The organism is Paenibacillus sp. OAS669 (genome assembly GCF_014873645.1).
Taxonomy (GTDB): Bacteria; Bacillota; Bacilli; order Paenibacillales; family NBRC-103111; genus Paenibacillus_S; species Paenibacillus_S vulneris.
The window spans coordinates 156,406-180,536 of record NZ_JADBDR010000007.1; the positions used below are offsets into that span (position 1 = coordinate 156,406).

Consider the following 24,131-nt stretch of genomic DNA (forward strand, 5'->3'; position numbering starts at 1 on the left):
TTCCGGCTGCCGCAGCCATACATGACTTTAGGTAAGAATCGGTTAACGGGAAATGTTTTGCAGCAAATATGCAAGATGCTGAGCCAGCTGCTCGTGGGCGGAAGCCGTCATTTTGCCCTTGGCCGCATCCTTCTCCACCGTATCTTGAAGATCGTTCAAATGCTTGATGGCTTGGTCCTTATGGCCTTTCTCCAACTGTTTCTCCGCATTGGACAGCTTGGCCCTCAGGGAATTGGCTTCCCCGTTATTTTTGAACTGACCGTTCTTATCCAGCTGATCGATTAAGGCTTGCACAGCGGAGAAGCTGGTGCTGAACGTGATCTCGAAGCTGAAGCTTTGCTCGGCCGTATTTCCGGCAGCATCCTCAACGCGGTACTGTACCGTATGGGAACCGAGTCCCACTTGCTTCGCCTGAAGCGATTGACCGGAGGCAATCTCTTTACCATCCAGAAGGAGCTTTTGGGAAGCGATGCCGGACAATCCGTCCGTTGCAGCCAGCTCGAAGGTAAAGGCTTCATCATAGGTGATGCTATGAACGCTTTGGCCCGATTGTGTCAGACGCACGGCCGGAGCCGTTTTATCGAGACGAATGAGGAGCGATTGCACCTCTTCCTTGTTTCCGGCGTTATCGACGGAATAATATTGCAGATGGCTGTCGCCTTCGGAGGAAACGGTCACCGGAGCCGTATAGCCCGTCCATTCTCCGCCGTTCGTGTTGTACAAGGTCGATGCAACACCTGTTCCGGTATCCGTTGCAGATAACGTCACTGTCACATCCTCACGGTACCAGCCGTTGCTGTTCGGCGTTCCGGACAAGGCGGCCGTTGTGACAGGAGCCGATGAGTCAACAGCCGTAAAATCGCTTAAGCCGCGAGGCTTCAGCTGATAGTTATCCTTGAAAATGGCTGCAACTCCGCGGACAGTTACGACTTGCCCCTCCTGATAAGGGAACTTATCCAGTGTGAGCCCTGTACGGCCGTCAACGCGCACATGGTTGGTAGTTGAGCCGGACGTCGCATCGAATTCAAAGGAACCTGCCGGTGTGGCGGCGACTACATTATGAATGGTAACGTTGGACAGCTCGATAAGCTGGCCCTGGTTATTCTCGTTGACGGAGGAAGCGGCCTTCACCTCAGGAAGCTCGGCTGTACCGGTCTTCGCGATAGCTACAGGCGAGGCCAGCTCAAGCTCCGAGTTATAGTGAGTAAGCGAAGCGGTAACCTTCACCTTGTCTCCTTGGTGGAAGCCGCTTTGGCTTTGGAATACATAGATTCCGGCGGTACCATCCTGAAGATAGAACGCTTGCCCGCCGAAAGCCCCGGGCTCTGTAGTCACGATACCTTCTACGGTAACAAGGGTATTGTCCGCCTTGCTCCGTGCATCCGCTATCGAAATTTGGTCAGGTAGAGGCGGCTTGTCCTCGGGAAGCGGCTCGGCCGGCACATTCGCCAAGGTAACCGATTCGGTCTTGAGGTTATTGCCGTTTTGTCTTAAACGCAGACTTGCCGCTCCTGTAGTGTCAGGCTTAATGCGAACCGTGAGATCCTTGTAGGCATGGCCCAAGCCATCGGCGGTCATGCTGAAAGCAGAGCTGTAGCCATATGCGGTCGGCCAAGTGCCGTCGGCATTTTGAATCTGGGCGACCTGGGTGCCCCCGGTTAAATAAATGCCTGCGCTGAAGCCGGATACCGTTCCGTAAGCCGGCAGGTTATCCGCAACGACACGGATTTGGAACTGCTGTGCATTCGGCAGCTGTGCCTGATGCACTAAGCTGTACGCTGCAGTTGGAGCGGCTGTTGCACCGCCGTAGGAGCCCGGCTTAAACGTGGAAGGGTCCCACCATTTGTATCCGGCATCAGGTGCGGCCCATGGCTCCTTCTGAGGCTCAGTGGATGCTTCCGGAGCCTCGAACGGCAGCAATGGCGTCGGCTGGTCGAGCTGAAGCCCGCTCACGTCGCTCAGCTTCGTATAGCTCTCCTTCTTGCTCAGCCAATTGATAATATTCACGAGCAGAGTGCCGTCATTTTGTTCTTTAAAGCCGTCATAGGTCGTCTTTCTTTGGCCGTTTTCCTCCCGCAAATATTTCGGCGTAGCATCCTCTACAGGAGAGGAGTCACCGATAAATGCGGCTTTACCGAGGCCGGACTTGGAAATGGCGACATACGGACCTTCGGCGATACCGCCTCCGGCATATACGCCCTGATCCACCGCATTAGGCCATGCTTCCTTGGTTTGCGGCAGATAGACGATCCCTTTGGCCCGTGTAGGGTCAATAATTTCAATCGTTGAGCCTGCATGCATTGCAACGGTAGATACCCCTTTTGTAATACCGAGTGCCTGATCCGGTGCGACTACCTTATCAGTGATGATATCGCCAAGAGCGTTATAGCGGAATCTCACACCGAAATTTTCATTCAGCCAATCGGAGCTTGCTACACCCTGCATAGCAGCGGAATTCCGTTCCTCCGTGCTCATGCCTTTGGCAGGATCATCCCAGGCGCCGCGGCGATAGCCGTTCATAACCTCGGATCCGTCCCACCGGTTTTTATTCCGGTCTGCATTGTAATGGTCAGCGATAAAGAATATGCTGCCGCCGTTTTGAACATACTGCTTCATGGCCGCTTGCTCCGTCTGCTTGTACGGAACATTGGCTTCCCCAATAACAAAAACATCGTAGCCCTGCAGGTCCTCGAGCGTAATAGGGCTGGACTTCCGAAGCTCCTTCACATAATAACCGTTATCCGCCAAGGCGTTGCCGAAATCGGAAAAGCCGCCGTCGATAACCCAATCCGCCGCGCCGGCCGTTTGACCGTGGGTGTTATCGAACAAAATCTTTTTACCTGCGTTCTCGTTGACTACTTTAGCGTTGATGAAAGGAGCCGGATCGTTAGGTCCTTCGGCAAAAGCCTGCTGCCCCCCATCCATAAAGAAAGATTGCAGCGGAAATGCGAGGCTAAGAGCGAGTGTCGTCTTTAACAGCGTTGCCTTCCAATGCATGGATTTGCTCATCATATTCCTCCATTATTTGAATAATAGAACTGCAATTGCATTCTATCACGAAACGATTGAAAGATTTGATAATATTTTATGAAGACAGGAGCATAGGACTAGGCCGGGAGGAAAAACAGGCATAAAGGTATAGAAGGGCCTCTGATTATCGACAGATTTCGCAGCTTCCGTCCCAAGCAGAACATACGTTTATCCTACCCGGGAATCAGAAGAACGAGTGAATGAAAAAAAACTCTATCGAGGCCTTTGAAAGACGCTCGACCGCGTTTAGAGATAGGTTTTATCGCCAAATAAAATTTTCACATCCGATGACCTCGGAGGCTTATAAATTCAACTATACAAAAAAAGACTCACCCTCTTTAAAAGAAGGCAAGTTCTTGGAATTCAGACAATCCGGACACTCTGCCGAGTGTGTTGGTGTTTGGCAGCTGATCCTTTTACAGATGCTTCTTGATCAGACCGATAATTTCATCATATTCGGCATCGCTAAGCTGCTGGTTCGGAGCCGGGTTCATTTCGAACATTTTGCCCCAGGTATATTCATTTTCATACTTCGGAACGATGTGAAAATGAACGTGCGGCATCGTGTCCCCGAAGGCCCCATAGTTAATTTTGTCCGGAGCGAAGGCCTGCTCGATGGCACGCGCCGTCTGGGCTACGTCCCGCATGTAAGCGTCCTGCTTCTCCTGGGAAAGGTGGAAAAACTCCGTCTCATGCTCGTTCAAGGCTACGATACACCGTCCGCGGTAGGTCTGCTCTCTGAACAGATACAGCGTAGACACCCGCAGCTGACCGATTTCGATCATCAGGTTCTCAATCCGTTCGTCCTTCGTACAATAAATACAGCTTTGCGTCATTTGGGGCTCCCCTGCCTTTGGGTTGATTTTACCATGCTCTGCTTAATAGTAAGCCCGAACCCGATGGTTTGTCCATGTTCTTTTTCATCATGGCGGAAGGTAAGCGGAGCCGCTCCCCCTAAGGACGACGCAAGGCTTCAATTAGGAGAAATACGGATCAACCGGACCTTCAGAAGCTTGAAAAAAAGACCGCCATCTCTACCGTACCACGGCCCGCCCGGCCCGGATAAGCTCCATCCCCAGTGCTGCCCAGGACGCCGTAATACAGCGAATCGACCCATCCTTTGCAAGCCGGAACACCGCACAGCGCCTCGCCAGCCAATCATCCCCGCCGCAAGCGGCTACATCCGATTCATTGACATACAGCATGGCCTCTTTTCCGAACAACAGATAACCCCCTGCAATTGGATTTTCTAAATGAGAACTATTATCATGATTTATCGTTTTCCATTTTATGTCAATAATTATCACTATCATGCGAAGAAGCCGCATCATTCCCTCTAAAGCGAGAAAACAAAGCGGCTTCCCTAGATGTAATGTATTCCTATCTTTCTGGGCTTATCTTTTGACCAATTCGCGCGGATTCACCGTGTTATCCATACGAAGCTTTGGTTTCGCCGAATTGGCGATCTGATCCCAGCCTACAATTTTAAAGTTCTGATTAATCTTCTTGCCATTCTCATAATTGGCGTCATCCTGGGATACGAAAATACCGTACGGATATTGATCTCCCAGCCCAAAACCAAGCACATCGATGCCATCGGTTTCACTCGTACCGTCGATGCGGTCGCCATCCACAATGTTAAAATTGGAAATATATTTATTGTCGTTTTGGCGGTCATAAATCGCGTAGCTGTTGCTGCCCTGGCTCGAAGCGATCAAATATCCGGTGCCGTCCTTACCGTAATACATCGTCAAGCCTTCAATATCATCCTGCAAACGGCGTCCGTCCGCGATATCGACTTGTGCCAACGGCTCCTTGCCGCCATCGGGCTCCGCGTTATATTTCCAGATCGCAACATCCTCTTCGGCAATATACATCGTCCCGTACTCGTCGTCTGCAACGAGCCCCTCCGATTGGGTACCGAGACGGAATTCGCGAACCAGCTTGCCCGTTACCTTTCCGGTGCCGTCGTCCTTCAGCTCATATTGCTCGAATTCACCCTTTTTCCCCAATACCAATGCATAGAACGCTCCCGTTCTCAGGCTGTGATACAAGCTGAAGCCGTACACCTCGCCCATAGCCGATTTAATCGGTTCGCCTACAATCGGGGTTAACTCGCCGTTTTCTCCGGAAACAGAGAATACATCTATGGTGTTAGTCGTACGATTTGTTGCCGCTACGATATCCACCTTTTTGCCTCCCAGCGGGAAGTCGTAGCGAAGATCGATATTGTTCATTTTACCGACACTATACGACTGCAGCTGCTTTCCGCTCAAGTCATACACCAGTATGCCTCCGGCTTTGTTAGTGGCAATCAGCTTGCTCTTGGAAGGGTCGACCGGATCTACCCAGATGGCCGGATCATCCGCCGCATCCTCACCCGAATCCACCGCTTCCGTCTCCCCTTGTGCTTTAACTGAGAACATAGGGACAGCATCCTTCGGGTCCTGATATTTGGCGTTTTCGGCCAAAATGCTTTGCAGCAGCGCCGCAGGAATCATCGTCTGCTCGTTAACCAATTGCACTGGGCTAGACAGCTTGCCTTCCTTCCCTGCAAGACGGTATGTCCCTTCATTGATCGTGACGATCCCGGCGATACCGTTCTTCAGCTTGAACATTGCGGTACGATCCTTGGCGTCCCAGCTCACTTTCGCCCCTAGCTTCTCCAGCTGCGCCCGCAGCGGCACATAATCGGCTTCAGCCGCACTGACACTCAACGTTTGCAGCATCATCCCTGCGATCATGGCGGATGCAATCCAAGCTTTTCTTTGTTTCATCTTGATCCCCCGGTACATTATTTTCGAGTTTTTTCACTCGGCATGTCGAGTATAGGGGACCAATGTTAACGGAATGTATGGGGAATGTTAATATTTTGAAAATTTTACTAAATGGAGAATAACTCCCTCGCTGTTTGAATAAACAGCTTGACGGCTAATGAGGACTCCTCCAAGGAAGGAACAGCCAGCAAAATTTCCCTGTAGGGCTGCGGCTCCAACGGCCGGATGACAACATGCGGCGGCAAGGCGGACAAGGATAAAGAGACATTGGACATGATCGCCATGCCAAGACCTTCTTCAATCATGTTCAGAGCCGTATTGGCGTTGTGAACGATGAATTGGGCCTGCAGCCGCGAGCCTCCCTGCCCGAAAAGCTCGTAAAGCGGAGCTTCATAGCCGCCTTTGCAAATGATCATCGGCTCCTGATCCAGGTGCTTGACATGAATGCGGTCATGCTGATGCAAGGGGTGGTCCTCCCGCATAAACAAAAACATTTGTTCCTTCAGCAAGGTGACCGCTTCGAACTCTTCGTTCGGCGGAATAATCCATCCGACATCGATCGTTCTCGCAGCAAGCCACTCCTTAATCTCGTCGATGCTTCCCTCGTGAAGCTCGAATCGGATACGCGGGTATTTTTCGCTGATGGCACGGAAGATCTTGGGCAGGAAGTGAGCCGAAGCCGCCGGAAAAGAACCGATACGAATCAGTCCGACCTCGAAGCCCTTCTCCGCCGCCACTTCCTGATCGACTTTATCGAAGCCCTTCAATATATCGCGAAAAAGCACAAGAATACGCTTGCCTACCTCCGTAAGAACGATTCCCTTGCGCCGGTCCCGAATCAGAAGGGTCACGCCCAACTCCGACTCCAATGTAGAGATGGCGCGGCTTACCGCGGGCTGTGTCATGTTCAGCTCTTGCCCGGCTCGGGTGAAGCTTCCGGTATCGACAATTTTGACAAATAATTTTAGCTGGGAATGAGTCATAACGTTTATGGTATACCCCTTATGATTAACATTCATTTTATTTATTAGTAGAATCATTGTATCATGTTGAACAGAGAAAACAACAAGGAGTGATCTGCATGCCACAGCTTACACGTACACGTGCTGCTGTTTATTTGGCGTTCCTCGTTATCATATGGGGAATCAACTGGCCGCTGTCTAAATACGCGCTTTTATATACACCCCCGCTGCTGTTTGCAGGCGTGCGAACACTGATCGGAGGCGTTATCCTCGTTCTCGTTTGCTTGCCGAGATATAAGCTGCTGCGCTTGAAGCAGACATGGCACACCTACCTCATCTCTTCCGTTCTGAACATCATTCTATATTACGGGCTTCAGACCGTAGGGCTGAACTATCTTCCGGCGGGTCTGTTCTCGGCTCTGGTTTTCTTCCAGCCGGTGCTGCTCGGGCTCGGTTCGTGGCTGTGGCTTGGAGAGTCGATGTTCGGAATGAAAATGCTCGGCTTGGTGCTTGGATTTCTCGGGGTCGCCGCCATCAGCAGCGGAGGCTTTACCGGTCCTATCTCAACCATAGGCATATGGCTTGCGATCGGAAGCGCCGTTAGCTGGGCTCTGGGCACGCTGTACATGAAAAAAACAACAGGACAGGTCGATGCCCTCTGGGTCGTCGCCCTGCAAATTTTGATCGGCGGGCTCGTCCTGACGGGTACAGGCTCCGCCTTTGAAAGCTGGTCCGATATTCATTGGAGCCTTCCCTTCGTAGTCTGTCTGCTGTTCATATCCATTTTCGTCATTGCCCTTGGCTGGCTCGTCTTCTTCAAGCTGGTCGGCTCGGGTGAGGCCAGCAAGGTAGGCTCGTTTACGTTCCTTATCCCGCTTATCTCTATTAGTTGCAGCGTCCTCTTCCTCGGTGAAAAGATCACGTTGACTTTGGTCGCCGGACTGATTCTTATTTTGCTCAGCATCGTGCTGGTGAACTCCAAGCCTAAAGCTTTGCGCAGCAAGAAAAAGCTTCATACGGCTTAACGGCTTGCTTCTTCCACTTCATAGAAAAAAGCCGCCCTCTTCGGCGGCTTTTGGTTTGTTGAAAAACCTATGAAGCTTGAACTATTGCCAATATACTCCGATGGGGTATACCCCTCCAGCCGCTGTTGAAACCCGTGAATTGGATTAGATTTAGCGGTATTTTTCACGGATTTCAAAGGCGGACGTAAACTCCTCCGAGGCATACCCCACCTCCATATATAGCATAGTTCTCGCAAAATTAGGTTTTTCAACAAAAAAAGCCGCCTCAGCGGCTTTTTTCTATGTCCTCTTCGTCGAATACGCATTCCTCAGGCTTCAGCACCTTAGTCTTAAACTTCCATTTGTATCCGAGCCAGATAGCCAGGAACAGCGGAATTCCGATGTAAGATGCGAACATGTACGCCCAATCGATTTTGCCGTCCGAGTATGCCCCCATCGCTTGTCCGATAATAACGATCACGCAAAGCACCCCGGCCAAGATCGGCCCGAACGGGAACCATTTGGCACGATATGGCAGATCCTTAAGCGACTTGCCTTGAGCCATGTAGGCCCGTCGGAAATAGTAATGGCTTATCGCAATCCCCAGCCAAGCAATAAAGCCGGACATACCGGACGCATTCAACAGCCAGGTGTACACCAGACCGTCTCCATAAAAGGAAGACAGGAAGGCGAACATCCCGAGCGCAGCGGTTGCCAGCAAAGCAAATACAGGGACACCGTGGCGGGTCAGCTTATTTAGGAAGCGCGGAGCTTTGCCTTCCTGGGCCAGCACCCACAGCATCCGAGTCGATGCGTACATCCCTGAGTTCCCCGCAGACAATACCGAGGTCAGGATGACGGCATTCATCACTGAGGCGGCCATGCTTAAGCCGGCTTTTTCAAACACGATCGTAAAAGGACTCATTCGGATGTTGTCGCTCGATAACGCTTCATTCGTATAAGGAATGATCAGTCCGATAACGAGAATGGCCAGCAAATAAAACAGCAAGATGCGCCAGAACACAGTGCGGATGGCACGCGGCACATTTTCTCTGGGGTTCTCGCTTTCCCCTGCCGCGACACCGACCAGCTCCGTTCCTTGAAAAGAAAAGCCCGCTGCCATGAACACGCTTAACGCAGCCAGGAAGCCTCCGTGAAAAGGAGCATCGCCGATCTTCCAGTTTTGAAAGCCCACCGACGACTGGGACCAGATGCCGGCAATCATCAAAAGACCAACACCAATAAAGACGATAACGGTGATGACCTTGATTAGAGCGAACCAAAACTCCGTCTCCCCGTATCCTTTAACCGAGAGCAGATTTAATAATGTCATCAGAGCAAGAAACAGCGCCGACCATAAAAACGAAGAGCTGTCAGGAAACCAGAATTTCATAATGACCGTCGCAGCCGTCAATTCCGCCGCAATCGTGATGGCCCAGTTGTACCAATAATTCCACCCAAGCGCAAAGCCAAGTGCCGGATCAACGAATTTTGTCGCATAGGTGCTGAACGTTCCGGATACCGGCATGTAGGTGGCCATTTCCCCAAGACTCGTAACCAGGAAATATACCATTATACCAATGGTCAAATAAGCAAACAGAGCGCCCCCCGGACCTGCCGTATGTATGGCCCCTCCGCTCGCCAAGAACAATCCGGTTCCGATCGACCCGCCCAGCGAAATCATAGCCATATGGCGGGCCTTCAGCCCTCTTTTCAGTTTTTCTTCCTTCAAAAAAGAACACTCCCTTATCGTTCGTCCCAGTGCTTTCGTGCCCTTTCTTACAAAACAAACCGGGCCCGCCCGGCACAAATCGACCGCCGCACGAGCCTTATATCCAGTCCTATCGCTCCCGATAAGACGATATGTCGCCTAATATAGAATAGATGTGCTGAAGATAAAGATCAATGATAAAATTTCCCATTTTCCGACGTGATTCCATGCTCTTTCGACAGTGCTCTCCTATATTTTACTATCCTGGTATGTTTTCGATACGTTCATGAAGGATTTGATTCTGGAGCCCTTTCACTAGCCTCCTCAGCAGCACTTAATGTTCTCGTCCAAAATCGCAACTAAATAACAATGGAGACGTCTAAGAAAAAAGAGTAAATTACATATATTGGAAGGTGGATTTGAATGAAGAACCTATTGTCAGGAATATTTATTGGAATTGCCTTATCGTTATCCTCGGTCGTTTTTGCCGCAGATGCCATTCAGGCACTCTTATCCCCTGTCAAATTTGAATTTAATGGAGAACCCCGCGCGATGGACAGCGAATATGATACCTTGAACTATAAAGGGCACCTTTATGTCCCGGTTCGCTATGTGGCCGATAATTTGGGTGCAACTGTAGTGTACGATGAGAAGGAAGACAAGGTGCTCTTTCGAAGCGGAGAGTTGAACATACCAGATTCACTGACAAAAGGCATTGCTGCAGGTAACCTCATTTTCACGAAGGAAGGAAATCGGACCAAGATTACGGGCCAGCTGGTTTATGGCAGGACGGGTCAATATTTCCATGACTCTCACCGGCAAAAGTGGAATCAGTTGGAGGCGACTTTATATTTCTTCGGTAAACAGGGAGAGATCATCGGAGAAGCCGATATCAAGGGCGATAAGTTCAGCAGCACGCCTTACAGCTTCGAAACCCATACGGACCAAGACATCAGCCAGTACGCTTACGTCCAGCTTTATACGTACAGTATCAATGGTTCCACCATACATGAAGTGCCAAATCTCTATGAAGGGAGTATCCCCGTTCCTACCATTCTACACACTGATTTGAATAACGTGTCCAAGGTTATTATTCATTACGGCCCCGACGGGACTCGGACTATTGAGTATCAAGAAACACTTCATAAAATCGTTTGTTTACTTAAAAATATGGTCGTTATGAAAGCTAGAAGCCAGGATCTCCCTGCTGGATATTCTTATTTCATGGATATTTATGACGGTGATAACATGGTAAGATTCAGCTCCGCCTTAGTCTTGAACCATGCTAAATATGTATCCCCCTCCCCACAAAAAGCAGAGCTAGATCTGTACATAGATAGCTTGCATCCAAATAAAGATAAGGACAAACAACTCCAGTCTGAAGAAGTCGGACCGTGATACTTGCACCCCCCTATTATTAGAGGCTTGCCATTGATGAGGAGACGTGAGCAGTAAGGTCATGCCATTCTAAGACTTGCGGAATCAAATCCCCCTACACAAGTAATGCATTTGCCCCTTAACCCAAATGATGGAATTGATACAATGAATAGGAGGTAAAAGAAATGATGAATTCAGACACTCGATAACAAAACCTATGTAATGGAGGGGAAAGAAGCTGATGGAAGTAAAAAAGTTAATGGGGTGCTTTAAAGCTCGTACAGTTCTTCTCATGTTCCTGCTAGTGGCCGCGTTACCTTGTATGAATATCGTATCGGCTAATCAGCCTGCAGCCAAGGTTCCGGATGCCGATATGTATAAGCCCACACCTGTCCCGGATCGGATTATCCTGAACTGGAATGATGACCCCGCTACAACCCAAGCTGTAACTTGGCGTACAGATACCAGTGTCCTCACCCCCCAAGCCCAAATTGCTGTCGCTGAAGATGGGACCGCTTTCAAGGACAAGGCGATAACGGTTATGGCCAGCAGCAGCAGTGAAGTCCAGGGAAATCAGCCTTACACGGCCAAATTCCATACGGTCAAATTCGAAAACCTTCTCCCGAAAACTAAATACCTTTACCGCGTGGGCGATGGCGCTAACTGGAGCGAATGGTTCGAGTTCACCACAGCCTCCGACAAGGCTGAACCGTTTGCTTTCCTTTACCTTGGCGATGCTCAGCATGATCTTCTTGAGCATTGGTCCCGTGTGATCCGCAAAGCTTACTCCAACCACCCCGAGGCAAAATTCATTCTCCATGCCGGTGATTTGGTCGATCGGGGGGATGCGGATGAACAGTGGGGCGAATGGTTCAAGGCCGGCGGATGGCTGAACGGTATGATTCCCAGCATTATGACCCCTGGAAACCATGAATACGAGAAGATCGTACCCGGCGCGAAAAAAGGTCTCTCGCAGTACTGGCGTCCGCAATTTGCCCTGCCGGAGAACGGGCCTGCAGGTTTAGAGGAAACCGTATACTATACAGACCATCAAGGCATGCGCATCATCTCTCTCAATACCAATACGAAGTTTGTGAAATTGGACGCGCAGGTAGCCTGGCTCGAACAAGTGCTGGCCAACAACCCGAATCAATGGACGGTCATGACGTTCCATCATCCGATCTTCGCTAACTCTCCCGATCGAGACAATGCGGAGGTCCGTGAAAAGCTGCTTCCTCTTATCGAAAAATATAATGTGGATTTAGTGCTTCAAGGTCATGATCACAGCTACGCACGCGGCCAGATCAGCAGCCTCACGGCGGGAACGAACGATAAGAGTTCAAAGAGCGGCACCGTATTTGTCGTCTCTTTTGCCGGTACTCATATGAAGAAGCTTTCCGATAAAAATTGGAAAGACAATGGAGCTCAAGTGGATCACTCCATAGCGAACACTCAGCTGTACCAGCTCATCCGAGTGGACGGAGACGTAATGAAATACGAATCGTACACCGCCACAGGCAGCTTGTTTGACGGTTTCGAGATACATAAGACACCAAGCGGGGAAAAACAGATCCTTCCATTACTGTCCTCCCCGTGAAGCCTACAAAAATTCCCCGGCCGCCGCGAATGGCTTCCGGGGATTTCTCATTGCACGACTTAGCCCGGCTGGTCGGCCAGTACTTGTCCGGGCTTCATGGAATGGAGCCCTGCATATCCTTGCTCGCTTAGACGGCTGATCAGGGCGTCCGTGGCTGCTTGTCCTGCATGAACAAGCACCGTCCGCTTGGCAGGAACAGCATCCAGCATCGCCTTCACATCCGGCATGCCTTGATGCACCTTGTACCGGACAAAATGAATCCGGCTCCCGTCTGCTCCCGCCTCTTCCCCGCCGAGCAGCCGCTGCCCCAGACTGCCTCGGGCCAAATGCCCAGTCAATACGATACGGTAGCTTCCTCTTGCACGAAGCTCTTCATAGTACCATCGGCATTTGGCCGACTGCATCATGCCGTCATTCGTGAACACGATCGTACCGACCCCGACACTATCTGTGAGGGCTTGGGCGCGTTCAAGCTCCTGGTCCACAACGAGCAGCCGACGATCCGATAAGCAGCTTGTTATGCGCTCCGCCACATCCTCTTGCAGCCACTCCGGCCATTCCAGCATTTGTCCGAGGCCGTCCATGAGCTCCCGCTCAACCACGATCCTCGTCTGAGGGAACGTATCGAGCGCCCATAATAGCAGCTCCTGCCCTCTCCCATAGGTCGGTACCGGAAGCAGAACCGTCTCTTCCCGACCCAGCGCGGAACCGATGACTTCCTTCAATTGGTCCAGCTTTCGTTCCTGGGAATCCTCCTCGATTCCGTAAGCCGCTTCCACAATCGATAAATCGATAGCAGGCTGCATAGGAGTGCCGTCGCCTGCCTGCTGGCCGCTTCCTCGGTTCCTCTCCCCATTGGCTCGTACGGTAAGATCCGGCAGGCAAGGCATTTCCGCGGCCAGCAGAGCCGATTCGGACGTATAATCTCCCGAGAAGAAGACCAGGTTCCCTTCCAGATCCAGCAGCAGCCATAGGGATCCTGGCAGATGACCGCTTCTCCCCCAGCAGACGCTTAGCTTATCTGACAGGACGAGCCATTTGCCAGCGGGAGCAGACTCTTCCAGGAATCCATAGCGGATTTCCCGGATATGTCTCTCCTCGTATGGCAGCTCGCTGCCCTGCCCCGCCACATATCGCCTCCATGCATCGAAATAGGAGGGAAGCTGCCGCGAGGTCGCCCGTGTCGTCCATACGATTCCCTCATAACCCAGCTTATAGAGCAGCGGCAAGGCCATGGAATGGTCTTCGTGGGCATGGGAAAGAAACACCGCATCCAATTCGGATACGATCCGCTCATCCAGCAGAGGGTATTCCCCTGCTCCTTCCTTCTTCACCCCGCAATCCAGCAACACGCGGGTTTGGCGGTGTTCGACGAGGTAGCAAGAACGGCCATGTTCCCCCGCACCGCCCCATACAGTTACTTGCATTAGTCCACACTCCACTTTTTGTTTGCACTTAACTTGTTAACGGCAAGGAGCAGCAGTGTCGTCAGCCCGACGGAGACCACCGCCATCGCCATCCCGAGCGACACCTTGCCCTGTTCGAATTGGGAAAAAATATACGTTGCCGACGTTTCCATAGAAGGCGGCAAAATCATAAGCGATGCGACGAGCTCGCGAACCGAGATCGTGAAGGTCATCATCCAGCCGGCCAGCATCCCCGGAAGGATAAGCGGCAGCAGGATGCGGCGGAAAATATACGGCGCACTGCCGCCAAATACCCGCCCCGCCTGAAACAACGAATCGTCCAGCTGAGCGAAATTCGCCTTGACATATTGAACCGTATACGGCAGGAAAAAGACGACATACGTCAACACCACCATGCCGTAAGTGTTATACAGCGGAACCGGGTTCCACGGCGCGTTCCACAGCAGGATCAAGCCAACCACAATAACAATCCCCGGCACCGTATTGGGCAGCAGGCTGAACAAGTCCGTGAACTTCTGCGGCCATGATTTGGCTCTGCCGATCATCAAGGCAAAATACGTCCCGAGAATCACCGAAATCGTCGCCGAAACCAATGACAGGCTGACACTGTTCATCAGTGCCTGCATGCTTTTGGAGCCCCATGCAAGGAGTTCCGCGTAATGCTGAAGCGTCAGATTGGTCCAAGCCAGGCCGACGCCGCGCAGCTTCATTAGAGAAGCCGCAATAATCGAGAAGTACGGAATACCGATCGATACCGCAAGCAGACCTGCGACATACAGCCAGGCCAGGCTGCGCATCCAGCCGCTCATCCGGTACAGTTTCCCGCGGGAGCCTTTGCCTCCGACTAGCGAGTAGGTAAAGCGCTGGCTAATAATCGATTGCATGTACCAGATGAGCAGGCAGGTCGTTAACAAGATGGAAGCGAGCGATGTCGCTTTACCGAAGTCAATCGGCCAGCTGGAAATATACTTGTGAATTTCCGAGGTAAGCACATAAAACCCGATCTTGCGGCCGAAGGTTGCCGGAGTACCGAACTCGGCGATCGTCTTGACGAAGATCAGCAGCGCTCCCATCGCATAGCTGGACAGCAAGAGCGGCAGCACAACGCGCCGAAAGCTGTACAGAAAGCCTCCTCCATGAACGCTTGCCGCCTCCTCCTTGCTGCCGCCGATCTGTACAAGCGCATTGCGCAGAATTAAATACAGAAACGGAAACAAGTGCAGGCTCATGATAGCGATCATCCCGAATGAGCTGAAAAAAACAGGCGTTACCGCAGCGGCCGCCGGAAGCAGCTGCTCCAGATAGCCGTTCGTCTGCATGAATAAAATCCAGCCCATAGAGCCGATGTACGGCGGTGTCATGAAGGGAATCAGCAGCACGATATCGAGCCAAGTGTGGCGCTTCAAATCCGTTCTGGATAGTATCCAGGCAAGCGGCAGAGCGAGCACTGTCGTCCCTACGACGACGAGCAGGCCGAGCCAGATCGAGTTCCAGAATACCTCGCCGAGCTCATTGGCTAGAATCGTCCGGATCGGAGCCATCCAATCCCACTGTTCACCGGAGTGAACGCTCGTCAAAAAGATGAAAAAAAGCGGGACGACCACCAGCAGCGCCAGGATCAGCAGCGCCAGTGTCATCCCCAATGCTTTGAAAGAAACCTTGTTTGTGCTGTACATAGCCGCCTCTTATTTAAATAGCTGCGTAAATTTTTTCGTTACGGCGTCGCCATTGGTGTCCATCCAATTCCAGTCGACCTTCATTTGCGGAATTTGTTCCACACCCGGACGGTCTTTAACAGGAACGTCTTTACGTCCTGGCAGCAAATACGTTTCGGCTACCATTTTTTGCGCTTCATCCGACAGCAAATAATCGATAAACGCTTTGGCATTGTCTACGTTTTTACTGGATTTGATGATAGCGGCAGGGCGCGGGCTAATGACAGTACCGCTAGCAGGATAGATCATGTCGATCGGCTCGCCTTTGGCTTTGGCTTGGTAAGTCATGTAATCGACACCGGCAGCTACGATGCTTTTGGACCCTGTAATGACAGGATCAAGCGCCTCTTGGTTGGCTCCTGCCATCGCCACGCCGTTTTTCTTGTATTGATCCAGCAGATCCCATCCGGAATCGCCTTTCATGCTCAGGTAACCCGTTACGAAATCAAGTGCGGAGCCGGATAATGCAGGGTCAGGGATATTCACTTTGCCCTTCCACTCATCCTTCGTCAGGTCTGTCCATTCCTTCGGAGGAGTTTTCACCAGCTTCGTGTTATAGCCGATACCGAGTGCCGATGCGCTGTATCCGAAGAAGTTGCCTTCTTTATCGGACCACTCGGGAATCAGCTTATCCGCATTTTTTGCTTCTTTATATTCCAAGGTCAAGCCGCTCTTCTTCAAGCCTTGAGCGGATGGCAGCGATGCCAGCACGACGACGTCGACAACCGGATTGGCCTTCTCGGCTTCCATACGGGATAAAATTTTCCCTGTCGTGCCCTGGAACATTTCGATTTTTACGCCGGTTTTCGCTTCATAGCCTTTTTGAATGCTCTCAGCCAGCTCCTTAGGACCTGCGCTGTACACTACCAGCTTGCCGCTCAGCTTCTTCTCTTCTTTTTTATCCTCTGCTTTAGCGGGTTGTACCGGCTGCTCGGCCTTTGGTGCCGATCCGTTCGTTGCTGCCGTTTGCTGCTGCGAGGTCCCGCACCCTGCTACCCCAAATCCAACCATAGCCGTCAGTAAAAGAAGCGCCCCATTCTTCAATCCGGTTCTCATTTTCATTGTTATATGCCTCCCCATTTGATTACAAAATGTGATGAATATGCCTCTTGGATACATAAACCTCAGTCGGCTGCCCGACCTGCAATCGTACCTGATGGTACGCGGTCCATAAACCCATTGCCCCCATGTCCATCTGTACCTCATAGCGGTCGCCCAAATAGCTGACGCTGCGGATCGTGCCTGTAAAGGTTTCCTGCTCATGCTCCGCACCGTCACCTGACGGCTGCCAGAGAACGTGCTCCGGCCGAACCATCCGCTTGTCCTTCTCCAGCCAATTCGATTTGCCGATAAACTGCGCGACGAAAGGATGCGCCGGCAGGTTGTAGATTTGCTCCGGCTGGCCGCTTTGGAGAATGCGTCCTTCCTTCATGACGATAATCTCGTCGGACATGGACATCGCTTCCGTCTGATCATGCGTTACGTAGAGCGCCGTCAGCCCGATATCTCGCACAAGGCTGATCAGCTCCAGCCTCATCTCGTCGCGCAGCAGCGCGTCGAGCGCACTGAGCGGCTCGTCGAACAGGACGAGCTGCGGACGCGTCACGACTGCCCGGGCGAAGGCCACCCGCTGCTGCTGTCCCCCGGACAGCTGGTGCGGATAGCGGCCCTCCATTCCGCTTAACCGGACCTTGTCGATAGCCTCCTGCACCTGCCGCTTCAAATCCTTCGTGCTGCCTTTGGCCCGCAGTCCGAAAGCGACGTTCTCGAACACCGTCATATGCGGCCATAGCGCGAAGTCCTGAAACACCATCCCGAAGCTTCTGCGGTGTGCGGGCTTATCGACCTTCCGATCGCTGGAGAACAAGCACTCATCGCCCACGAACAGCTCGCCGCGGTCCGGTGTCTCCAGACCCGCAATCATGCGCAGCAGCGTCGTTTTGCCGCAGCCTGACGGGCCTAGCAGCGTCGTAAAGCGGCCTTGTCGAATTCGCAGATCGGTCGGCTGCAGCGCCTGAACCTGATCGAACGATTTTTGTAAGCCTCGAATGATGACATCCATGAAATTCCCTTCCTATCTGTCAAGCTAACCTCAGTGTACAAGCCCAAATGCAGGGATGTATTATCTCTGCGTAAAACTTCTGTTAAATTTATCAATGGGATCTATTCATTCCCATAGATTTTTTCTATACTGATTTCAGACTAATTAATAAACCAGAGGAAGGTGAGTCATGAATCTGCTGAAGCTGCAAATTGTCGAATTGCTGGAGAAGCATAAGAAGATCACTCCTGTTGCCGATGCGCTCGGCTTGAAGCAGCCGACCGTCACCTTTCACATGAAGAGCCTGGAGCAGGAGCTCGGCGTTCAGCTGTTCGAAGCCCGATCAGGCAAAATACTGCTGACCGAAGCCGGCCAATCGCTCTGCCACTATTCGGCCAAAATCAACTCGCTGGCTCAGGAGGCTGAGCGCGTCGTCAAGGAATACGACCAATTGGGCAGAGGCTCATTACGAATCGGGGCCAGCTATGTGCCCGGTACGTACATGCTGCCGCGAATCTTGAGCGGCTTCGCCAAAGCGTATCCGAGAATCAGCTTAACGCTGATGGTCAAGACCGCTCCGGCCATCAAGGAGATGCTGCTGAACCACGAGATTGATCTTGGCATTCTATCCTGCGAGCCTTTCCAAGCGCCTTACCTTGCCGCGCAGACCCTGTGTGAGGATGAGCTGGTGCTGATCGCTTCCCCGCAGCATCCCTTGGCAGAGAATATGGAGCTGGATGCCGAACAGCTGGGAAAAGTCCCGTTCCTGCTGCATAGTCCGGAATCGAGCACGCGGCAGCTGACCGTCAAATGGGCGGAGCATAACGGCATCGAGCTGAATGCGCATATGGAGCTCGATTCGCTGGAAGCTATCAAGCAGACGGTCATGCTTGGGGAGAGCGTCTCGTTCGTCTCCCGCCTGGCTATTCGCAAGGAAGTAGAACGCGGGGAGCTGATCAGCCGTCCTATTCCCCAAAACGACTACAAACGGTATATATATTACGCTTACAATGTCGATCGGCGGCAATCGGCCGTCCTGGATCAGTTCAAGGAGCACCTGTTCCGATCCGCCGCTATATAACCGGAATGCAAGAGTGCGTTCACGCCTGATTCCAGCCCCATAAGGCTGGGTCAGGTTAAAAAACCACTCTTCCAATACATTCCGGTGGGATATGCTCCCCCGCAAAGCGCTATAAGACAAAAAACGCCTGCCCGGCCCTTCTCACACAGCGGTTAACACTGGGGATGAGAAGCTCCTGGGAAGGCGCATTTTATTATTCATTTAAGCGGGAAATCGTTTAACCGGCAGAAAGCCTGCTGGAAGCATCCAAATGTTCCTCCGCGCCTTGCACTGCCGCTGCCGCAGCCTTGTTCATTCGGTGGAACTCGGAGACGTTATCCAGAAACTTTTGCATGGTAGCCCCTAGCAAGGAATCGCGACGGCGGATAAAGACGGTCGTAATCCGGCTGAACTGCTCAGGCAATGTGAAGCAGCGAAGACCTCCGTCCGCTTCCAAATGCCTTATGGTCGATTTTGGAACCAGGGAGATGCCGAGACCTGAGCTGACCATAGCCAGAATCGTTTCAAGCGTCCCGAATTCCATGATTTTGGCGGGCGCTACGCCCTGCTGGCCGAGCCATTGCACCAGCCTCGCCCGATACCCGCAGCCTGCGCGGAAGACAAGCAGCGGCTTATCCAGACAATGCTCCAAAGAGCTGAAGGCTTCGTCCTTTTTGGCAATCAGGACGAGGTCTTCTTCAATCAGGTAATCCTGCTCCATCTCCGCATGCTGAATCGGTCCTGTCACGAACGCCCCGTCCAGCTGATACTGCAGCACCTCGTTCATCAAATGCTCCGTAACGCCTGTCACGAGCGATAAGTCAACCCGGGGATACTGCTTGCAGTACGCGGATAAGAGAGCCGGCAGGCTGGATACGGTTTCTACGGTGCCAATGAGCAGCGGACCTGACGGGTCCTCCTGATCATGGAAGGCCTGCTTCATATCGTCCATCAGCTTCAATATTTTTTGCGTATATTCGAGCAGCTTTCGTCCGTCCGCATTCAGCGCTACGCCTTTGCGGTGTCTGCTGAACAGCGTCGTTCCGAGCTCATGCTCAAGCTGCTGGATTCTTGCCGTCACATTGGACTGCACGTAGCTCAGCTCCTTGGCCGCCTTACTGACGCTGCCTTGCTCTGCAACCGTTTGGAATATTTTCAAATCGTTAATGTCCACTTCCTGCCAGGCTCCTCTCTTTTTCCTTTTATAATATCAATAATAATGATGTTTATAATCATTTTCAATCATTTTACATGATATGTTTTTGGGAATAAGATAGACATCGTGTGAATCGATATTTACAGGAAGAAAGTAGGATATGGACCGATGAGAAAAGATCACATCATAAAGGGGATTTTGATGTGCTTGCTGGCAAGCGTTGCCTGGGGCGCGATGTTTCCGGTAGCGGAAAGCGCGTTTACCTACCTGGATCCTTTTTATTTTTCCGTTATTCGTTATTCCGCCGTCTCCGTTATTCTGGTGGTTCTGCTTTGGATCAAGGAAGGCAGAAAGGCGCTAAGCTTCGGCGGCCGTGCCAAATCGCTGTGGATGTTCGGAACGATGGCTTTTACGGTATATAATCTGCTCGTATTTTGGGGGCAAAATCAACTGGGAACCTCCGGTGTCATTCTCGCCTCCGTCATGGAAGCTCTCATGCCTATGCTTTCCGTCCTGCTTCTATGGATATTCAAGCAGCGCAAGCCGGAGCCGCCGACGATCATCTGTATCGCGGTCGCTCTGATCGGATGCTTCATGGTCATTACCAAAGGGGATATGAGCGCGTTTTTCGTTCAAGACAGCATATTTCCCGTTCTGCTCGTGCTTCTCGGCGTCATCGGCTGGGTCGTCTACACGATCGGCGGCAGCCAGTTCAAGGATTGGTCGGTGCTTCGCTATTCGACGCTAACCTGCGTACTGGGTACAGCAACGTCGGCGGCCATCGTTCTGTTCTTAACGGCACTCGGCATTTTGCACGCTCCAACCTTCCATATGGTATATTCCGCTGGCTTCGAGCTCAGCTTCATGATTCTGATCGCCGGTCTGTTCGCGCTCATCAGCTGGAATACGGGCATTAAGCTGCTATCTCCGGTGAACGGTATCCTGTTCATTAACTTTGTCCCTGTCACAACCTTTATTATCACGGTTCTTCAAGGTCATGCAATGACCGTCTATGATATCGGCGGCACTCTGCTTATCATTGCCGCACTCGTCAGCAACAACCTGTACCAGCGCCGGCGCGGCAGTCTCGCCGCAGCAGGAGCCGCTCATTAACAACGTACTCATACTAGCCGTCTACGAAAGCGGGATCAGCCGTCGTAGACGGCTTGGTCTGTTGAAACCTGTAAAGCTTGAAAAATGGCATTGGTACCCCAGTGGGGTATCCCCCTCCGGCCGCTGTTGTTCTCAGGAAATATTGATTATATTCGTTATATAGCGGTGATTCCCCGAGAACAAAGGCAGACGCTATCGCTCCTACGAAGGATACCCCACCTACCACATTTCGCATTTTTCTATATGAATGGGTTTTTCAACAACCTGTCGCCGTCGTAGACGGCTTTTTTCGTTCGCATGATCCCATTGACAATTGTTAATGATTTCCTTAAGATAAAGTTAGTTATCTGGATAACTTACTAATAAAGGAGGCTCTAACCTAGATGGCCAAACCGAATGTCGTATCCAAGGAAGAGCTTGTGCAGTCCGCTCAGCGCTGCATCGTAGAGAAAGGCTTTGATAAAACCACCTTGAAGGCGGTGGCCGATAATGCCAACGTAACCCAAGGGACCGTCTTTTATCATTTCAAAACGAAGGAGCAGCTCTTCGTCGAGGTCGTCAAGCATATGTGCGAGGCGTCGTGGAAGTCGATGAAGGAAACGGCCGGCACGGGTCCGGCCACCACGCCGGCCGAGTTGCTTGAAGCCGCGAAGGAGCGGTGCAGCTACGATTCCTTTTACCATCAGCTGTTCTTCTCTTCCCTTGCTGCCGGGCTGCAAAACGATTCGATCCGCGAACAGCTAAGCCAGCTGATCGGACAGGAAAATGCTCACCTTACGGAGCTGCTGTCCGCCCGATGGCACCAGTCGCCGATACCGGGCATCTCCTTGGATGGGTGGGGGATCCTGCTCAATGCGCTGATCGACGGACTGGCAGTTCAGGCTTTATTATCTAAGGACTTTCCCGCAGACCGCATTTACACGGAGCTGGAACAGCTTCTGCTCGCTCTGCAGGAACGAAATCAGACCGAATAAGACTGGAGGGAATCTGCATGTTCCGTAATTATGTCCTATGGGGTATTGTGCTGTGGCTCGGCGCCACGCTTCTGTTTCGCTACTTAGGGCATCTGCTGCTGGGTACGTGGATGTCCTGGGTTCTTTTTGCTGCGGCGGTCCCGCTCATTTACCTGTGTACCGCTCTGGTGTACCGATGGAGAAACGTTCCGGCCTCAGACCGCCTCCTCTGCTCCTGCTGCATCGCGCTTCCGGGCATGCTGCTCGATATAGCGAGCCTGCTCCTTCCTGGACAGGTGTTCCCCGCCATTCCCGAGGAACGCATACCGGTTCTTGCCGCATGGCTATTGTGGGCCTACAGCCTGATTGTTCTATTCGGCTTCCCATGGCGGAATGCTCTCTCGGCTAGACGCAGGTCTATTCAGTAGGGAGCGCTCGTGTCCGCATCAGCTTGCTTCCTCTTTCGTTGAATGACACAAAAAGCTGCCTCCCGCACAAGCGGAAAGACAGCTTTTTCTTGCTTAGGACAGCCTACGAGCCGTCGCTTATTTGGAGCTGTTATAGCGATCATAGACGCCTTGATAAATTTTCATCATTTTATCGAGTCCCATGTCGTTAAGCTTTTTCACGTAATCGTCCCACTCTTTATCGATGCCGCCGGACATCATCCACTTCGCGCTCATTTTGCCGACATAGCCGTCGATATCCGTTAAGTACCGTGAGATTTGGTCGCTTTCCTCCGCGGTAAAGTACGTTTTCGGGAAGCCGTTGTTCACAAGGGACGGCGCATACACGTTATCCACGTCGACTTTGCTGCGTTTGCCGCTAGGGGTGACGACTTTCATTTCGTTCACTTTATTCGTCAAAGCCCACACCGAGTATGCGGTAGGCGGAACCTTCTTGAACTCATCCTCATTGGCGCCGGCAGGAAGCGTAACCTCTTCGTATTTGCCGTCCGGACGCTCCTTCAGGCTGTCTCCGCCTATGACGCCGCTGCTGAATTGCAGCGAAATCTTCGGATCAAACGAGTAGTCGATCCAGCGGATCGTCGCTTCCGGGTTTTTGTTCACGTTGGTAATCGAGAAGGAGCCTCTGAGCAGAATCCCGGCAGGGTAATCGGCCCACGCGGCCTTTTGTCCGTTCGGTCCTTTCAGCGGAGGAACCGATACGTAATCCTGATTGCTCGGATTCCAGTCCATAGCGACGCCTACGATGCCTTTGCTTGTCTTGGCGTTGAACACCTTGGCATCCTGGGTGAAGCTCTCCTGATCTGCCAAGCCCTCGGCGAACAGCTTGTTAACGAACTGGATCGCTTCCTTATACTGCGGCTGTACCGCCGTATACATCACCTTATTGTTCTCCACGTACAAGTGGTTATGACCGACCTTGTGAATATCGCGGTCAATCACGCCGAACGCTCCGAAGAGGGCGTTGATATCCGTGTTGCTGCCGTTGTTCTGTACAAAGGAAAGCGGAATTTGGTCCTTCTTATTATTGCCGCCCAGATCGTTCTCCTTAAACGCCTTCAAGGTCGTGTACAGCTCATCAATCGTTGTCGGCATCGGCAGCTTCAATTCGTCCAGCCACTTCTTATTAATGAACATCGTCGACTTCGTTCTCGGATACGTCTCGTTAATCGTCGGCAGCGAATATATATGGCCGTCCGGCGCCGTCAGCTGCTTTTTGTAAGCAGGATTTTCATCCAGCAGCTTTTTGATATTCGGGGCGTATTTGTCGATCAGCCCTTCCAGCGGGATAAGAATGCCTTGCGATCCGTACTTGACGATATCGGTGTCCTCGCTCAGGATGCCATGTCCGTAAAAAGCGTCAGGCAGCTCGCCGCCGGCGAACAGCAGGTTCTTCTTATCCGCCCAGCTGCTGCCCGGGGTCAAGTTCCAGTTGATGTGAATGTTCGTCTTGGCCTCAATATCCTGGAACAGCTTGTAATCGTTCAAGTCTTTGCCTGAAGGCGGCTTGAAGCCCGCGAAGTTCAGGGTCAGCTTCTCCTTGGCGATCGGGAAATCGGTTGCATTAATGTTGCCCGGCAGCTCGCCGGTCTTCTTCTCATCTCCGCCCGCGGCGCCGCTCTTGTCTCCTCCGCAGCCCGTCAAACCTAGTGCAAGCGATAGCGTTAAGGCGGTTGCTGCAATCGGCCATTTGTTCTTGTTCATCGACATCGTCCCCCTCATGTTCTTCCCATGGTTATAT

General features: G+C 51.9%; 19 protein-coding genes. 7 read left to right on the forward strand and 12 right to left on the reverse strand.

What is annotated here, in order from left to right:
• Positions 1 to 42 precede the first annotated feature (42 nt).
• The 5 genes from GGC63_RS17155 to GGC63_RS17175 form a co-directional block, all read right to left on the reverse strand.
• On the reverse strand, positions 43 to 3,009 hold the full coding sequence (locus tag GGC63_RS17155; RefSeq protein ID WP_225948280.1) for an OmpL47-type beta-barrel domain-containing protein: 2,967 nt from the start codon (positions 3,007 to 3,009) through the stop codon (positions 43 to 45).
• Positions 3,010 to 3,446: 437 nt separating this feature from the next.
• Positions 3,447 to 3,866, reverse strand: coding sequence for an HIT family protein (locus tag GGC63_RS17160; RefSeq protein WP_079913714.1), 420 nt, complete (start codon positions 3,864 to 3,866; stop codon positions 3,447 to 3,449).
• Between the two features lie 198 nt (positions 3,867 to 4,064).
• A complete protein-coding gene (locus tag GGC63_RS17165; protein ID WP_192703324.1) occupies positions 4,065 to 4,253 on the reverse strand; it encodes a hypothetical protein in 189 nt (62 codons plus the stop codon).
• Positions 4,254 to 4,424: 171 nt separating this feature from the next.
• Positions 4,425 to 5,807, reverse strand: coding sequence for a phytase (locus GGC63_RS17170; RefSeq protein ID WP_192703325.1), 1,383 nt, complete (start codon positions 5,805 to 5,807; stop codon positions 4,425 to 4,427).
• A gap of 107 nt (positions 5,808 to 5,914) precedes the next feature.
• Entirely contained in the window at positions 5,915 to 6,790 is an 876-nt protein-coding gene (locus GGC63_RS17175; RefSeq protein WP_192703326.1) for a LysR family transcriptional regulator, read from the reverse strand.
• A gap of 98 nt (positions 6,791 to 6,888) precedes the next feature.
• Here GGC63_RS17175 and GGC63_RS17180 point away from each other — a divergent pair, with 98 nt between their 5' ends.
• Positions 6,889 to 7,794 (forward strand): DMT family transporter, encoded by a 906-nt coding sequence (locus GGC63_RS17180; RefSeq protein ID WP_192703327.1) that lies wholly within the window; start codon positions 6,889 to 6,891, stop codon positions 7,792 to 7,794.
• Positions 7,795 to 8,059: 265 nt separating this feature from the next.
• Here the strand turns inward: GGC63_RS17180 and GGC63_RS17185 are convergent, their stop codons facing one another.
• The gene (locus GGC63_RS17185) at positions 8,060 to 9,463 is read right to left on the reverse strand and encodes an amino acid permease (protein ID WP_192703487.1); all 1,404 of its coding nucleotides are present in this window, start codon (positions 9,461 to 9,463) and stop codon (positions 8,060 to 8,062) included.
• 444 nt (positions 9,464 to 9,907) lie between these two features.
• On the opposite strand from GGC63_RS17185, the gene GGC63_RS17190 reads away from it, so the two are divergent.
• Positions 9,908 to 10,882, forward strand: a complete 975-nt coding sequence (locus GGC63_RS17190; protein ID WP_192703328.1) for a stalk domain-containing protein — start codon at positions 9,908 to 9,910, stop codon at positions 10,880 to 10,882.
• A 220-nt stretch (positions 10,883 to 11,102) separates the two neighbouring features.
• Positions 11,103 to 12,458 carry a purple acid phosphatase family protein gene (locus GGC63_RS17195; RefSeq protein WP_192703329.1) on the forward strand — a complete coding sequence of 452 codons (1,356 nt, stop codon included), beginning with the start codon at positions 11,103 to 11,105 and terminating at the stop codon, positions 12,456 to 12,458.
• Between the two features lie 59 nt (positions 12,459 to 12,517).
• Here the strand turns inward: GGC63_RS17195 and GGC63_RS17200 are convergent, their stop codons facing one another.
• The 4 genes from GGC63_RS17200 to GGC63_RS17215 are packed head-to-tail and all read right to left on the reverse strand — an operon-like array spanning position 12,518 to position 17,662.
• The gene (locus GGC63_RS17200; RefSeq protein WP_192703330.1) at positions 12,518 to 13,885 is read right to left on the reverse strand and encodes an MBL fold metallo-hydrolase; all 1,368 of its coding nucleotides are present in this window, start codon (positions 13,883 to 13,885) and stop codon (positions 12,518 to 12,520) included.
• Positions 13,885 to 15,561, reverse strand: a complete 1,677-nt coding sequence (locus tag GGC63_RS17205; protein ID WP_192703331.1) for an ABC transporter permease — start codon at positions 15,559 to 15,561, stop codon at positions 13,885 to 13,887. Before GGC63_RS17205 ends, GGC63_RS17200 begins: the two co-directional genes overlap by 1 nt.
• A 9-nt stretch (positions 15,562 to 15,570) precedes the next feature.
• Complete coding sequence (locus tag GGC63_RS17210) at positions 15,571 to 16,662, reverse strand: ABC transporter substrate-binding protein (protein ID WP_412973875.1); 1,092 nt, start codon at positions 16,660 to 16,662, stop codon at positions 15,571 to 15,573.
• Between the two features lie 22 nt (positions 16,663 to 16,684).
• Complete coding sequence (locus GGC63_RS17215) at positions 16,685 to 17,662, reverse strand: ABC transporter ATP-binding protein (protein ID WP_192703332.1); 978 nt, start codon at positions 17,660 to 17,662, stop codon at positions 16,685 to 16,687.
• Positions 17,663 to 17,831: 169 nt separating this feature from the next.
• Here GGC63_RS17215 and GGC63_RS17220 point away from each other — a divergent pair, with 169 nt between their 5' ends.
• A complete protein-coding gene (locus tag GGC63_RS17220; RefSeq protein WP_192703333.1) occupies positions 17,832 to 18,722 on the forward strand; it encodes a LysR family transcriptional regulator in 891 nt (296 codons plus the stop codon).
• Positions 18,723 to 18,939: 217 nt separating this feature from the next.
• Here the strand turns inward: GGC63_RS17220 and GGC63_RS17225 are convergent, their stop codons facing one another.
• A complete protein-coding gene (locus GGC63_RS17225) occupies positions 18,940 to 19,875 on the reverse strand; it encodes a LysR family transcriptional regulator (RefSeq protein ID WP_192703334.1) in 936 nt (311 codons plus the stop codon).
• A 150-nt stretch (positions 19,876 to 20,025) separates the two neighbouring features.
• Here GGC63_RS17225 and GGC63_RS17230 point away from each other — a divergent pair, with 150 nt between their 5' ends.
• From GGC63_RS17230 to GGC63_RS17240, 3 genes are all read left to right on the forward strand, one after another.
• Positions 20,026 to 20,970, forward strand: coding sequence for a DMT family transporter (locus tag GGC63_RS17230; protein WP_192703335.1), 945 nt, complete (start codon positions 20,026 to 20,028; stop codon positions 20,968 to 20,970).
• Between the two features lie 383 nt (positions 20,971 to 21,353).
• Positions 21,354 to 21,944 (forward strand): TetR/AcrR family transcriptional regulator, encoded by a 591-nt coding sequence (locus GGC63_RS17235; protein ID WP_192703336.1) that lies wholly within the window; start codon positions 21,354 to 21,356, stop codon positions 21,942 to 21,944.
• 17 nt (positions 21,945 to 21,961) lie between these two features.
• On the forward strand, positions 21,962 to 22,351 hold the full coding sequence (locus tag GGC63_RS17240; protein ID WP_192703337.1) for a DUF5367 family protein: 390 nt from the start codon (positions 21,962 to 21,964) through the stop codon (positions 22,349 to 22,351).
• Positions 22,352 to 22,468: 117 nt separating this feature from the next.
• On the opposite strand, the gene GGC63_RS17245 is transcribed toward GGC63_RS17240, so the two are convergent.
• The gene (locus GGC63_RS17245; RefSeq protein ID WP_192703338.1) at positions 22,469 to 24,094 is read right to left on the reverse strand and encodes an extracellular solute-binding protein; all 1,626 of its coding nucleotides are present in this window, start codon (positions 24,092 to 24,094) and stop codon (positions 22,469 to 22,471) included.
• Positions 24,095 to 24,131 lie beyond the last annotated feature (37 nt).